General features: G+C 38.7%; 11 protein-coding genes and 1 pseudogene. 4 read left to right on the forward strand and 8 right to left on the reverse strand.

Annotated features, from left to right (window positions below):
- Window positions 1–58: 58 nt before the first annotated feature.
- Window positions 59–556: pseudogene (locus WA249_RS06835) on the forward strand (TetR family transcriptional regulator); the annotation flags it as partial.
- Window positions 557–724: 168 nt separating this feature from the next.
- Window positions 725–1,741, forward strand: coding sequence for an AI-2E family transporter (locus tag WA249_RS06840; protein ID WP_336167316.1), 1,017 nt, complete (start codon window positions 725–727; stop codon window positions 1,739–1,741).
- Between the two features lie 52 nt (window positions 1,742–1,793).
- On the opposite strand, the gene rapA is transcribed toward WA249_RS06840, so the two are convergent.
- From rapA to WA249_RS06870, 6 genes are all read right to left on the reverse strand, one after another.
- Entirely contained in the window at window positions 1,794–4,631 is a 2,838-nt protein-coding gene (rapA, locus tag WA249_RS06845) for an RNA polymerase-associated protein RapA (protein WP_336167318.1), read from the reverse strand.
- Between the two features lie 144 nt (window positions 4,632–4,775).
- The gene (locus WA249_RS06850; RefSeq protein WP_336167320.1) at window positions 4,776–5,414 is read right to left on the reverse strand and encodes an RluA family pseudouridine synthase; all 639 of its coding nucleotides are present in this window, start codon (window positions 5,412–5,414) and stop codon (window positions 4,776–4,778) included.
- Window positions 5,415–5,546: 132 nt separating this feature from the next.
- Window positions 5,547–6,251 (reverse strand): acyl carrier protein, encoded by a 705-nt coding sequence (locus WA249_RS06855; RefSeq protein WP_336167322.1) that lies wholly within the window; start codon window positions 6,249–6,251, stop codon window positions 5,547–5,549.
- A 61-nt stretch (window positions 6,252–6,312) separates the two neighbouring features.
- Window positions 6,313–7,611, reverse strand: a complete 1,299-nt coding sequence (gene hemL, locus WA249_RS06860) for a glutamate-1-semialdehyde 2,1-aminomutase (RefSeq protein WP_336167324.1) — start codon at window positions 7,609–7,611, stop codon at window positions 6,313–6,315.
- A gap of 42 nt (window positions 7,612–7,653) precedes the next feature.
- Window positions 7,654–8,265, reverse strand: coding sequence for a thiamine phosphate synthase (gene thiE, locus WA249_RS06865; RefSeq protein WP_336167326.1), 612 nt, complete (start codon window positions 8,263–8,265; stop codon window positions 7,654–7,656).
- Window positions 8,266–8,381: 116 nt separating this feature from the next.
- Window positions 8,382–8,765 carry a DUF962 domain-containing protein gene (locus WA249_RS06870; RefSeq protein WP_127492674.1) on the reverse strand — a complete coding sequence of 128 codons (384 nt, stop codon included), beginning with the start codon at window positions 8,763–8,765 and terminating at the stop codon, window positions 8,382–8,384.
- Between the two features lie 165 nt (window positions 8,766–8,930).
- Between WA249_RS06870 and WA249_RS06875 the strand changes: the two genes are divergently transcribed.
- Window positions 8,931–10,394: a CYTH and CHAD domain-containing protein gene (locus WA249_RS06875; protein ID WP_336167329.1), complete on the forward strand. Its 1,464-nt coding sequence runs from the start codon at window positions 8,931–8,933 to the stop codon at window positions 10,392–10,394.
- A gap of 34 nt (window positions 10,395–10,428) precedes the next feature.
- Here the strand turns inward: WA249_RS06875 and WA249_RS06880 are convergent, their stop codons facing one another.
- Window positions 10,429–11,061 (reverse strand): hypothetical protein, encoded by a 633-nt coding sequence (locus WA249_RS06880; RefSeq protein WP_336167331.1) that lies wholly within the window; start codon window positions 11,059–11,061, stop codon window positions 10,429–10,431.
- Between the two features lie 103 nt (window positions 11,062–11,164).
- On the opposite strand from WA249_RS06880, the gene WA249_RS06885 reads away from it, so the two are divergent.
- Window positions 11,165–11,548: a DUF3144 domain-containing protein gene (locus tag WA249_RS06885; protein WP_336167333.1), complete on the forward strand. Its 384-nt coding sequence runs from the start codon at window positions 11,165–11,167 to the stop codon at window positions 11,546–11,548.
- A 61-nt stretch (window positions 11,549–11,609) separates the two neighbouring features.
- Here WA249_RS06885 and WA249_RS06890 read toward each other — a convergent pair whose 3' ends face one another.
- Entirely contained in the window at window positions 11,610–14,372 is a 2,763-nt protein-coding gene (locus WA249_RS06890) for a M16 family metallopeptidase (protein ID WP_336167335.1), read from the reverse strand.
- Window positions 14,373–14,433: the final 61 nt, after the last annotated feature.

Here is a 14,433-nt window from a genome sequence, read left to right on the forward strand (position 1 = left end):
CTAGAGCAGAGTATCACTTATAAATAAGCTTTTAGTTGTTCAAACATGTGGGACCACCTCTATTGCGCCAAATAGTTTCTATCGACATTTTAAAGATATTGATGAGTTAGCAATTTCTTTAATTGATCGTGCAGGTATTGTTTTACGTAAAATTATCCGTCAGGCTCGCCTACGTGCTTCCTTACAAGAAAGTATTATTCGCAGTTCTGTCGATATTTTTCTTCAGCAGCTCGATGCCGATGAAGGTAATTTAAGTTTATTACTACGTGAAGGCTTTACAGGTTCTACCTCTTATAAAGCTGCGGTTGATCGTCAATTAAACTTTTTCCAGCAAGAGTTGCAAGAAGATTTAATTCGTCTAGAGCACTTAAACAACAATCACCTATATCACCCTGAACTGGTTGCAAAAGCAATTACACAACTTGTGTTTCACATGGGCGCCAAAGTGATTGATCTTCCAATTCATCAACGTGCGGAAGTTGCTGAGCAAACGATGATTATGATTCGAATGATTTTAGAGGGTGCTCGGCATTTGGATAAAGCAGAAATTCGTTAAAATTATTTAATAGATGGCTTGTTGATTAACAGGCCATTTTTACATCTAACCTCCTCTATTTCTCAATAAAAATATAATTCACCGATTGAAGCAAATAGCTGGCGAGAGTATAAATAATTATTCCATTTACTCTTTCTTCTATAATTCCCAACGATCTCAGGGATCAACATGCAAAATTTGAATAATCGTCAAAGTCTGATTGCAAGCTACATTATTATGGGCATCTTTTTGCTTTCGGTTATCCCATTACATTTATTAGCAAGTTTTTTTGCAGGCTTTCTTATTTATGAAATTATTATTAGCTTAAGTTCAGTTGTTGAACGTTATATTGATGGCCAAAGAGCCCGCATTTTTATTAGTATTGCATTAAGTATCATTACGATTTCACTCATTGCCTTTTTCTTTACAAGTTTAATTAGTTTTGTAGTTCACGATTTAAAAGGTGTAGGCGTCCACAATATCAACAGTAAAGTCGATCAAACCCTACTACACTTACAAGCTGAAATTGGCAAATATCTTCCGGGTTATATTCCCGATAGCGTGACAGAATTAAAAGATGAAATTTTCGCATTTATGAAAGATAACGTGACTACATTAAAAAATGCCAGTTCAGATATCTTACATAACTTTGTAACGATGATTATGGGCCTCATTATTGGTATTTTGGTCGCTATACATGGCTTTCACCGCCGTACTCCGCAGCCTGTTTTCAAATCTCTTCTTATTCAACGTATCCAGAAGTTATCAATTTCATTTAAAAATGTTGTTTTTGCACAAATAAAAATTTCAGCAATTAATACGCTGCTCTTTATTTTATTTGCCTTTATTTTATTACCGCTTTGGGGAGTCCATCTTCCTTTTGCCAAAACTCTCACTATATTGACCTTCATGTTTGGACTGATTCCAATTTTAGGTAATCTTATTTCCAATACATTAACGTTTATTGCTGCTCTTACTGTTTCTCTCGGGCTCGCAGGTGCAGCATTACTTTATCTCGTTCTGGTTCATAAACTCGAATATTTTATTAATGCTAAAATTATTGGGCATAAAATCAATGCAAATGCATGGGAGATTTTATTAGCAATGCTGGTATTTGAGTCAATTTTTGGCTTAGGCGGTTTAATCGCAGCTCCAATTTTCTATGCATATTTAAAACTAGAACTAAAAGATGCTGGTCTAATTTAAAATCGATCTATAAAAAAAGCGCCCTCTAGGCGCTTTTTTTATTTCGAGTTAATTATGGCTTAACCACAACTAAAACTTGAATCGCTTCTGGTGTAACTGTTAAACCATCAAGCAAGCTCAAACCTTCTTTTTGCAGCTTTTGTAAACGGTCAATTTCATCTTGGCGAATACTTGGGTTGAACTGTTTTAGATAGGTTAAACGGTCAATTTCATATTGCCATTTACTACCGTAATGTTCTTTTGCTTGCTGCTGAAGCTGTGGCAAATCAACTTTCGCGATATCCAACGCTTGTTTATAACGTTCTTCAATAATATCACGGCGAGCTTTAACCACCTGACGACAGCTATTGCCATCTAAGTGATGTAAATATGGTTTCAAAATTGCTGGATCAATTTTTTCAGACAAATCTTGACCAGTTTCGCTTAATAGCACACGAATTAACTGCTTAGGTAAGCTCGATGGTAGATTCAATGCCTTAGGCGCAACTACATCAACTTTAAACCACACTTCAATTAATACTGAACCCTGCTTTAATGCATTAGATTTGAGTACAGCAACATTGGTGCTACCAAATGATTGCGTACGGATCATTTCCATTACACTTTCAATGAATGGATGCTCTAAAGTTAAATATTGAGCATCTTCACGAAGCTGAGCCTGATCACGATAGAAAGTAGCTGTCATGCCTTCTTCGTCTAGCGCCAAACCTTGCACTTGCATTTGGTCTGTTGGACGAATAATCACAGTACCGTTACTTTGCTCATCAAAGTCGATATTAGTTGATGACATGAAACGCTTCACAAACATTGGTAACGTTGTATTGTCATCATAATCTTCTAAAGCCTGAACAATCTCTTGCGCCACGATAGGACGACATGAGTTATATTCAAGTAAACGATCTCGGCCCGCTTGAAGTTCAGCTTCTAAAGCTTGACGTTGAACATTTACTTCTTCAAGCAAATCTTCAAATGTTTGACCTTGGTCTGCAAGTAAGCAATCTTTCAACTCAACAATAAAGTTTTCTTGCAGCGTTTGCGCTGTTGGTGAAATATTGCTGAAAATATTAAGTGCTTCATTGTACCAACGGAACATACGCTCTTGAGCTGTTCCCACAAGATATGGCACATGAATCTGAATACGGTTTTCTTGACCGATACGGTCTAGACGTCCGATACGTTGCTCTAAAACATCTGGGTTAGCTGGTAGATCAAATAAAATTAGATCACTGGCGAATTGGAAATTACGACCTTCAGAACCAATTTCCGAACACAGTAGAATTTGTGCACCATAGCTTTCTTCAGCAAAATAGGCAGCCGCTTGGTCACGTTCAAGTAAGCTCATGCCTTCATGGAACATTGCAGTACGAATGCCTGCATGCAAACGCAATACATTTTCTAAAGCTTCAACAACGGGTCCACTACGCGCAATTAAAAGCACTTTTTTATGCTTAAGATCTCTGCGCAGAATTTCCATTACCCATAGCACACGTGGATCATTTTGCATCCATGAACCATCAAGATATGCTTCTTCAGGCCACATCTGCTCACGCAGTTTTCCATCTTTTGACCAATCTTCTGGTGCTGGTAATGGTGCTGGCTGACAATCACGCCCTGGGAAGCCTTGAATTGCTTCACGCGTATTACGGAATAAAATACGCCCCGTACCATGACGGTCTAATAATTCATGAATTGCTCTAAAGCGTTGGTCAGGCTGGTCTTCAATACTATGTCCTAACAAGCCCTCTAAAGCAGATAAATGCTCAGGAGCTAAAGGCTGATCAGACATGAGTACTTCAGCAATTTTTGCAGTCTGCTGGTACTGAGTTTCTTCATCTAAGAAGCGCTCTAAACTACTAAAACGCTGCGGATCAAGTAAACGTAAACGTGCGAAATGACTTTCTACACCAAGCTGTTCAGGTGTTGCAGTAAGCAACAATACCCCAGCTGTATTTTCAGCGAGCTCTTCAATTAAATCGTAACGGTCATTACCGCCTTCTTCTTCGCTCCACATCAAATGATGTGCTTCATCGACCACGAGCAAATCGAAGCCAGCTTCTATTGCTTGCTCACGTAAGTCATCATGGTCAACCATCAAATCAACGCTGGCAATAATGCATTGCTCAGTCAAGAACGGGTTGAGTTCTGGATCATGTTCTTTAATAGATGCAGTACGTGTTAAATCAAACAGAGAGAATTGCAAGTTAAAACGACGGCGCATTTCAATCATCCACTGATACTGTAGAGAATCAGGGACTAAAATAAGAATTCGTTCTGAGCGACCAGTTTTAAGCTGTTGATGGATAATTAAGCCAGCTTCAATTGTTTTACCCAAGCCCACTTCATCGGCAAGTAAAACACGAGGTGCAAAACGTTTACCAACTTCATGTGCGATATAAAGCTGATGTGGAATTAAACCAACACGTGCTCCAACCATGCCACGTAAAGGGCTATTCTGCATTTGTGCTTGCATAAGCATCGCTTCAATACGCAGGTCATACCACTCTTTATAGTCAACCTGACTTGCAAGCAAACGATCTAAAGGTTTCGACAACTGAATTTGCGCACCGATACGTGTTTCATTCAGCGCTTTACGATCTTGTTCACCATTTTCTGAGGTACGAACAACGTTGTAACGCAAAACGCCATGTCGGTCTTCAACAGACTCAACAATCCACTTCTTGCCTTCCTGATCTTGAACTTCATCATTTGTGTTAAAGATGATACGAGATAGCGGAGCGTTATTACGTGCATATACACGTGTTTCATCACTTTTGGGGAATAAAATGCTGACAGATCTTTCATCTACATCAATAAGCACACCTAAACCGAGCTCAGTTTCTGTGTCTGATAGCCAACGTTGACCAATAGCATACTGCTGCAATTTTTCCACCTTTCTCTCAAGTTCGCACTACATATTGTACGATGCAAATTAGCTTATTTTTGCATCTTTTTATGTAGTCTTTAAAGCAAAATTTTGAAGCAAAAATCAATTAAATGACTTTGCTACAAAAAATCACGCATTAAAATTTTTACATTAAAACGGTACAGGACAGTCAAAAGTTAATGTTTCTGCTGTGACAGGATGATTAAAACTTAACTGTTTGGCATGCAAACACAAACGCGGAACAAGTTGCTGCTCCGGTGTTGCATACAGCGTGTCACCTACAATTGGATGCCCAAGATATTGCATGTGTACACGGAGTTGATGGGATCGACCCGTAATTGGTGTTAATTTCACACGAGTTACAGGTTGCCCCTGAATCTGAAAGTGTTCTACTGCCTGCCAATGTGTTAAAGCAGGTTTGTTGTGAGAAGCGTCTACAATATGTAAAGGTGGTCGGCTTGGATCATAGATAACAGGAATATCTACAGTCCCCTCACCCTCTAAATGACTTGCGACAAGTGCTTCATATATTTTTGAAGTTTGACGATCTTGAAATTGACGAGCAATCGTACTTTGACCACGCTTGGATAAACCAAATACCAAAATACCTGAAGTATCTCGATCTAGACGGTGAATGAGCAAAGTTTTAGGTTCAATCGCAACCAACCTTGTCAAAACGCTATCATGTAAATCACCTTTACCAGGAACACTCAAGATGTCCGAAGGTTTATGAATCACCATAAAATCATCATCACGATAGATCAGATGTTCACTTAGAAAATCACTCAAAGTTCTATTCCCAAGGTAAGATGAAAAACAAGCGGGCAATAATAAAAAGCTTACGTCCGAATTACAATGCCGTTCGGGTAAATTAACAGCATAATTTGCAAATATTATGGAGCACTTCGGCTCTATAGTCGGTCAAGCCTTCAATAACTGCATAATATGCTGCAATGTCGGTGTTTGCATCAGCTCTTCAGCGCTCAAGCTCGCACCGTTCGCACGCCATAGGTCAACCAGATAATTTACGGCAGACTGATCTAATCCATAGTTTCTTAAATCAATTTCAGGGTGAATCTCCATAGGATGTCGCCCTACCTGTTCAGCAATTGCCAATAAAATTCCTTTATCTGACAACATATATTCAGACGGCACACTTAAAGACCATAAGCGCATTAAGGTCTGTGTATTTAAGTGTTTTATATGGTCAAAACTGATCTTTTCAACCCATTGGATGTGCTGCTCTAAATTAGCCGCCAAGATCGCATCATTTACAATAGCTACATAATCGGTAATAGATAAAACAAGCTGCATGACTTGTTTAAACAGAGGTGACAAATCACCTGCCATCACAACTTGGGCTTTAGCATTTGATGACAGTCGCTGCCCCAACTGCAACATGGTTTGTTGAAGCTGAGATGCATCAATAAAAATAACTGGAATTTCGAGTGCCTGTGCTCTTTTACTTAGTGATTCTAAATGATCGGCTAATGGCTGGTGCGCCCAGTCCGGTGCATTTTCAAGTTCATTTAGCCCAACCATGAGCAAAATACTTTGCGTAGACTCAATCGGCCAATTTGAAGTATTTGCTGCTAATTGGATTTTTCGAGGTAAAGGATAAAACATTGTTCTCTACAAATATAAAAATGGTCCAAATTAAAAAGCCCGTTTAACACGGGCTTTTTGCTTACTTCATTTCAGCAAAGGTTTCTTTGGCAGCTTGAATCGTAAACGCGATATCTTCATCAGAATGAGCAGATGAAATAAAGCCTGCTTCAAATGCTGAAGGTGCCAAGTTTACCCCACGCTTTAACATACCGTGGAAGAACTTTTTGAAAGCTTCAATATCACATGCCAACATAGAGTCAAAACTTGTAATGTCTTCTTGGTCTGTAAAATAAAGACCGAACATTGCACCAGCTTGCTGAGTTTTAAATGGAATACCTGCTTCGTTAGCTGCAGCTTGTAAGCCTGCAAGTAACTTTTCAAGTTGAGCAGATAAATTGCTGTAAAAGTCTGGTTGACGTAAATGTTTGAACATCTCGATACCCGCACGCATAGCAAGTGGGTTTCCAGACAATGTACCTGCTTGGTATACGCCGCCTAAAGGCGCGATACATTCCATGATTTCACGTTTACCACCAAATGCACCAACGGGTAAGCCTGCGCCAATAATTTTACCTAAAGTCGTTAAGTCGGGCTTAACGTTATAAACCGATTGAGCGCCACCTAAAGCAACACGGAAACCCGTCATCACTTCATCAATAATAAATACAGATTTATATTCATCACATACATCACGAATGGCTTGTAAGAAACCGTCAATTGGTTTCACCATATTCATGTTACCCGCGACAGGTTCAATAATGACGCCCGCAATTTCATGACCGAATTTCACAAAACATTCTTTTAATGCAGCAATATCGTTGTAAGGCAGCGTTAATGTATGTTTAGCGAAATCAACAGGAACACCTTTTGAAGTCGGCTCACCCTCACCTAAAGTGAGTAAGCCCGAACCTGCTTTTACTAAAAGTGAGTCTGAGTGGCCATGGTAGCAACCTTCAAACTTCACAATTTTGTCACGGCCAGTGTAACCACGCGCTAAACGAATAGCTGTCATGGTCGCTTCTGTACCAGAGTTCGTCATACGTACCATTTCAATTGATGGCATAATTTCACAGATAATATCTGCCAATGTTGTTTCGTGTACGGTTGGCGCACCAAAACTTAAACCATCTTCTGCGGCCGTTTGTACTGCTTTAATAATTTCTGGGTGAGCATGACCCAAAATCATTGGTCCCCAAGAACCAACATAGTCAACATAACGCTTACCATCTACATCCCATAAATAAGCACCTTTTGCTTTCTCGATGAAAACAGGTGTTCCTCCAACGCCATTAAAGGCACGTACCGGAGAGTTCACACCACCTGGAATGTGTTTGCTGGCTTGTTTAAATAACTGTTCTTGCTTTGGAGATAAACTCATGGAAATGCTCGTCTTAAATATCTAAAAAATAATTTTGAAAGCTTAAGAAAATAATTGTGCCCACGCCTGTACACGGGCAGGAATTTCAGCAGTTGATCGGCCTAATATATCACTAATGACTGCACACAGGTCAGCCCCAGCCTCAATCACAGGTTTTGAGTTTTCAACCGTTAAACCGCCAATGGCACAAATGGGTAAATCATATTGGCCTGCTGCCTGTTTAATCACTTCGATTCCCACATTACCTGCTTCAGGTTTTGTAGAAGTCGCATAGACCGCACCAAATGCGATATAAGTCGCGCCATCTGCAATTGCTTTTTGTGCAAGCTCTAATGAGTTCAGGCAAGTACGACCGATAATGACATCTTCTGGTAATTGCGATTTTGCATCGGTAATTTCACCGTCACTTTGCCCTAAATGCACACCTAAACCAAACTGAGCAGCCAGTTTTAGGTCATCATTAATCACAAAAGGAACTTGATATTTTTCACACAATAGTTTGATCTGTTCAACTTCAGCAGGCTGGTCGGCTTTTTCTACTTTCTTACGACGGTACTGTAAAATTGCGACCTGACGAGTTGCGAGCGCGGCGTCTAATTTTTCTAATAATAATTGGATTGGGTCATCATTGGTAATGAGGTATAAACCGCGCATACTCTATTCTCGCTTTAAAAAACTTCGCTAGTATAACGGATTTATAAGACATCATAAGTACCGATTGATATAGGCTTACTAGTACCAATCGGTCTATTAAGAATAGAAATAAAAAATTAACTCGGAATCTTATCGTGTTTACGATCAATCAAACTTAATCGACCACGTGCAACATCAGACAACATTCGCCAATCAGAAATAAAGCTATAGAAAGGTTGCTTAAAACTGGCAGGCTTATTTTTTTCAAACACAAAATGTCCAACCCATGCATTTGCGTAACCCGCTACCAAACCATAGAGCACATATTTGGCTTGTTTCTTACGAATTGCTTTTGAAAAAAAGTATATACCAATACTGCTACCCACCACATGTAAGCGTCTGCTCATGATGTTACGGTGTTCAGTTAAATAAAAACGATAAAATTCCTGATAGTTTTTAATCGGCAATTCAAACTCTGGCTGAGCTTCATGGCTAAAGTTTACTGGTGCATTCACGATCATCTTCCTGATTTTTATTTGATCAAAACGTCACCTGATTGTACACCCAAATAAAAGCTTGGCGTCATATGTTTGATTGTAACTTTCTCTATCAAAACCATTACTTTTAGGACTAAGCTATTATACTTATTCAAGATAGTTTAAATACCTGATTCAGGGAGATATATTATGGTCGAAGTCGAACTAAAGTTTCAGTTACCTGAATCGAAGAAAAAAACTGTTCAGCAATACTTAAAAAAACATAAAGCGAAATATATTCACTTACAAGCAAAGTATTACGATACCCCTGATCGATTACTCGCAAAAAATGGCATGGCGCTACGTTTGCGTAAAGAAAATGATCAATGGGTACAAACCTTTAAAGCCGCTGGTCAAAGCCATCTACACCGCGTTGAAGAAGAAATTCATTTAGGTGTGTGTGACCAAGAACCTGACTTAAACCTTGAGTTATATCAAGATAATAAAGTAGTGACTAATTTACTTAATACAGCCCTAGGTAAAGAAGCTAAAAAATTAAGTTTGCAATTTGAGACTGATGTACAGCGTACTTATCATGTCTTTGAAGCAGACAATACAGCGATTGAAGTTTGCCTTGATGACGGTGTAGTAAAAACTGCAACTGCTCAAAGCATAATTTGCGAAGTCGAATTTGAGCTTAAACAAGGTGCGGTGAAAACGCTTATTCAATTTGCACAGCAATGGATTAATCGTTATGCGCTCTGGCTCGATGTAAGAAGTAAAGCCGAGCATGGTAATTTATTAGCACTAGGACAAGCGGTCTCACCTGCTGTTCATGCCAAAGCTCTGACATTAAATAAAGATATTACTGCTGAACAAGCACTCAAAAAGATTGTCGAAAACTGTTTAGGACAATTCTTACCAAATATGGCTGCAATTGCTGATGAAGTTGCCGAACCTGAGCATATTCATCAGGCACGCGTAAGTTTACGTCGTTTACGCAGTGCACTAAAACATTTCTCTGGCTGGTCAAGCGAGCTAAATCCTGTTTGGGAAGAACAAATTGCCGAGCTTTTCCGTAAGCTTGGAGACACTCGTGATGAAGATGCTATCCGTACCGAGGTGTTACCTGTCATTCAACAACACGGTTCACCTGAGCTTTTACTACCCGTTTCAGTCCAACCCTCAAAAGAACTCTCAATAACCTTTACCTCTGCGGACACGATTAAGCTATTACTCGATTTATTAGCATTCGCTTATTCAGAAGAAAATTCAAAGTCCAAAAAAGGTAGCTTAAAAAAACACATTAAAAAGAGTTTAGATAAGCTACATCATAAAGTGATTAGCAATGCTGAACATTTCACTGAGCTTGAAGTTACTGAACAGCACAAAATACGAAAAATAGCTAAGCAGTTACGTTATTGTGTTGAGTTTATTTCAAGCCTTTATCCTGACAAAAAAGTACAGCAATATTTAAAACAGCTACAACCTGTACAAAATACCTTAGGTCAATATAACGACTTATTTATTGCGGAAGGTATTTTCAATAAAGCCGTCGAAAATGACTCATCTTTCTGGTTTGCATTAGGCTGGGTAAAAGCCAAACAACCTCACTTACAAAAACGGTCTGCCAAAGCTTTACAAACTTTTAGTCAGGCTGAAACGTTCTGGTAATTTATAAAAAGTCGCTGTAAACGTGCAGCGACTTTTATCTGTATTTACCAAATACTTTCCACACGCCGTTATCTGCTAACGGGTCGTTATAGCTATCACTACGTTGCTTTCTTGGCTTATCACGGGCATCGACCAATTTAAAATGTGGCTCAACACCTAGCACAATACCATTAGTATAAAAACGCGAACGGGTATATTCGCTTTGACCATGTTGGAATACATACGTACGTAAATCGATGAACTCACGATGAGCAACTAGAGCCGCGGTATCATCGCTCTGCAACCATTCTTGCATCGTAAAAATCTGATCAGTTTCGAATTGCCCGCATTTTTCAATAAGACTTGCAACACCACGGAAAGTTTTCGATTCTTTTGCGCGTGTTTTATTAATCCGAATTCGATCTACATGAAAAAAGAATAGCGGTAAATTTAAATGACTTGGTAAATGAATGGCATCTGGTAATTCATCTTCCATAAATGGCTGAAAAAGTTCTTGTGCCCTTTCAATTAGGCCCTGCCATTGTTGGTAATAATTTTCGACTTCTTCTTGCAAGCCATAATAGATCGGCAGCCCTTCGACATGCTCTAAATATTGAGGTGGGAAAACATGCTGGCGTAATAAAGCAATATCTGTTTTTAAAGTTTGAATAGCAATTGCATCTTGCATATTAGATTCCCCTTTACTTAGGCTATTTACAGACTAAGTCAAAGGTTTTGTTTCCGCAAGGGTTTGCCTATAATAAGCAGCTCTATTTTTGCGGGAATAAGTCATGTCTCAAAAGATCAATGCAACAGATGTTACTGAAGAAGAAGCTTTAAATGCTGTTTTCTTTGAGCGTGCGGATGAATTCATTAAACAAGCCAATGATTTTTGTCGCCCGCCAAAAGGTGAAAAGCCTGATCCAGCCGAGCTGCGTGGTCAAGTGAGCGCAGCAATGTTGTTTGCGAGTGCCCGTTTTAATACATGGGTAGCAGCAAATAATTTTAAAGATGGCGAAGAAATGCGCGCTGCTAAAGATCAAGTCATGTCTTATCTTGTGCAACAATTTCAAATGATGCTTGAAGATAACTTTGATGAGTACTGTGAACAGTTCGAAAATTATTTACGTTTCCGTAAAAATGAAGATTTTCACGCGCATAAACATGATCATTAAGATGTTTTAAATGCCCAAATAAAAAGCCACAATTTAGTGGCTTTTTATTTAAAAGAAGACTTTATTTTTTTGCTGCCTGACCATATTGATCAGCCATAACTTCGACTAAATGTTCAGGTTTAATATACTTTTTAATAACTTTATTTACGTCTGCAACAGTCAGCTTTGTTAAATCTTGGTCATGCTTAATACGGTCAAGTAATGTTTTATCCGACTCAAGCTGAAGATTTAACATCCCATGAATATTACGTTCATCTTCTAATGAAGTAACACGTTTCTTCATGATATCTGCTTTAGCAGCTTCAAGCTCTTGCTCAGTCACGCCATTTTTCAACAAGTCATTCAACACTTTATGTATTGATGCAGAAACTTGCGCTGAACGACCCGAAGTATAATTTGCACTAATGCTTAAGGCCCCAACGTTAGTATCACGATCAAGCTGTAACCCACTTCCAAAACCATACACTAATGCATTTTTCTCACGAAGCTCTTGAGCCAAACGTGAAGAAATTTGAGAATCACCTAAAATATAGTTAAGTAAAATTAAAGCAGATGCATCAGGATGATTTTTTCCGACTGGTAGAGCGAGCACACTTTGGTAGCTACCAAATTCTCGCTGTTCAGATAAAACATGAACTTTTTGAGCTGGAAAATCAACATGATTAATCAAGATTTTTTGATAAGGTTGTTTACTGTTCCAGCTACCAAACTCTTGATTAAGTAATTTCTGCATTTTTTTCGCATCAAACTTGCCCGTAATGGCAATTTCAGCATGGTTCATTGCAAAGAAATGCTCGTACAATTCTTTCACTTGCTCTTGAGTAGCATTTTTCAACTGCTGTTTTGCCAGTTCAGGTTCAAAGTGATAACGCAAATCTCCCGGTTGATATTCTTCAAGCAAACGTGCAAGTGTTAAGCCAGCTACTACATCTGGTTCAGTATAAGGGCGATCAAGACTTGATAAACTCTGCGATTTAATTAAATCAAATTGAGATTGTTCAAATTTCGGATTTTTCATCACATCAAGAACAAACTCGAAAAACTCATCAAATTTTTCTGATTTAGACTGAATGTTAATGGTCATACCATTGCCGTCAGCACTTGCATAAGCCGCGCCACCCGCATCAATCGATTTATCAGCAATATCTTGCAAACTGTACTTCTCGGAACCACGTAGTAATAAATATGAGGTTAAATCGACGACCGTACCTTTATTAAATAAAGATTTTTCCGTCCCGAAGTCCATCGTAATGGTGGCATAAGTACGATCATCGCTTGTTTCAACTGGGAATAAAGCGTACTTCATTCCATTTTTCAGTTTTCCACGGATAATCTTTTTCTCATTGCTTTCAGCATATTGCTTAGAGGTTTTTAAAAACCCTGTTACTTCTTGTTGATATACTTGCGGATCTTTTAAAGGCTCTGCCTTTGCTTCTACCTGATCTAGCGTTCTAGGTGCCTGTTTTGAATTTTGCTGTTGCGCTTTTTTCTGATCTTCAGGTGTTGGCAAAATATCACCGTCAATACGATGCTCAGCCACAAGGAATTGTTTTAAAGTTTGATTCACTTGGTCTAACTTAACGTTTTCTACTGAATCTAAGTCTTTAAAATATTGATCCCATTGCCCACCAGCGACCGTGTAATCACTCAAACGTGAACCAAGTGCTACCGCATCTTTAGTGATTAAATCGCCTTGGGTTTTCATTAAACTCTTAACACGATTTAATTCAACTTCAGTGAAAGGCTTACCCTTTTCAATACCCGCTAGCAAAGAGTTTTCAACTTTTTTAGGGTCATTACTTGGTGCATAAATGGCACCCAGAAACACCACATTAAAATCTTGGTCTAACCAAGTACTCGCATCAACATTTGTGGTAATGCCTGTTTCAACCATGTTCTGGTATAGGTGACCACTTGGTTGCATGGTATATAACAAAGGAGCTAACGCGAGTGTCGGCTGAATTTTGGTATTTTTACCATTCATGTAAATATGGAATTTAGCGAGATCACTCCCCTTTTTCACCACAAACTGACGATCTTTTATTTTTGCAGAGTCGAGCACAGGAATCTGTACAGCTTTAGGAACCTCACGCGCCGCAATTGGGCTAAAGTATTGATCAACTGTTTTTAATACATCAGTTTTATCGAACTTACCCGAAATCACCATGACTGCATTATTCGGTGCATACCAACTACGATAAAAACGGTCTAGCTCAGCCATTTTAATCGATTTAAGCTCAGGCAAATCACCAATCGGTAAACGACCTAAATATTGATTGCCATAAGCCGATTTCCACATTTGATCCATCAGGACAGCAAACGGCTGATCCATACGGACTTCACGTTCGCGTTTTACGATTTCAATTTCAGAAGGAACAAATTTTTCTTGTAGAACTAATTTATCCATACGTTCCGATTCAAGATATAACACTTCATTGAGCGCAGTCTTTTCCGGACGAACGATATTGGTATATTTGGTCGAGTAATAATCTGTGCTGGCGTTCGTCATCAATGTATATTGATCTAAACGACGCTGGAATTCTTCCCCTTTAACATTCTTGGTCCCCTTAAAAGCCAAATGTTCAAGCAAATGAGCTAAACCGCTTTTGCCTTGCGGGTCATTTAATGAACCTGTTAAATAAATGGTGTTAATAAAGATTTTATTTTCTTTGTCATTCGGTGCAAGTACAACCCGAAAACCATTATCTAATTTATATTCCTCAATATTTTGCTTGCTTTTTACTAGTGTGGTTTGTGCCCAAGACGCAGCACTTAAACTAAGAATACATAGGGAGAGAGTCAGTTGTTTAAACTGCATAAACATAGAAATACCAATTAATTTGAATAATAAAAAATCAATAGTTGTGGGACTATAGTAGGAAATT

Origin of the sequence: Acinetobacter sp. 161(2023) (assembly GCF_037027805.1) — a bacterium.
Taxonomy (GTDB): domain Bacteria; phylum Pseudomonadota; class Gammaproteobacteria; order Pseudomonadales; family Moraxellaceae; genus Acinetobacter.

What these genes read in the sequence shown, in the direction of transcription:
- WA249_RS06840 (WP_336167316.1), top strand. Translation starts at nt 725, where the DNA reads ATGCAAAATTTGAATAATCGTCAAAGTCTGATTGCAAGCTACATTATT.
- WA249_RS06855 (WP_336167322.1), bottom strand. Translation starts at nt 6,251, where the DNA reads ATGTTTTATCCTTTACCTCGAAAAATCCAATTAGCAGCAAATACTTCA.
- hemL (WP_336167324.1), bottom strand. Translation starts at nt 7,611, where the DNA reads ATGAGTTTATCTCCAAAGCAAGAACAGTTATTTAAACAAGCCAGCAAA.
- thiE (WP_336167326.1), bottom strand. Translation starts at nt 8,265, where the DNA reads ATGCGCGGTTTATACCTCATTACCAATGATGACCCAATCCAATTATTA.
- WA249_RS06870 (WP_127492674.1), bottom strand. Translation starts at nt 8,765, where the DNA reads ATGATCGTGAATGCACCAGTAAACTTTAGCCATGAAGCTCAGCCAGAG.
- WA249_RS06875 (WP_336167329.1), top strand. Translation starts at nt 8,931, where the DNA reads ATGGTCGAAGTCGAACTAAAGTTTCAGTTACCTGAATCGAAGAAAAAA.
- WA249_RS06880 (WP_336167331.1), bottom strand. Translation starts at nt 11,061, where the DNA reads ATGCAAGATGCAATTGCTATTCAAACTTTAAAAACAGATATTGCTTTA.
- WA249_RS06885 (WP_336167333.1), top strand. Translation starts at nt 11,165, where the DNA reads ATGTCTCAAAAGATCAATGCAACAGATGTTACTGAAGAAGAAGCTTTA.
- WA249_RS06890 (WP_336167335.1), bottom strand. Translation starts at nt 14,372, where the DNA reads ATGTTTATGCAGTTTAAACAACTGACTCTCTCCCTATGTATTCTTAGT.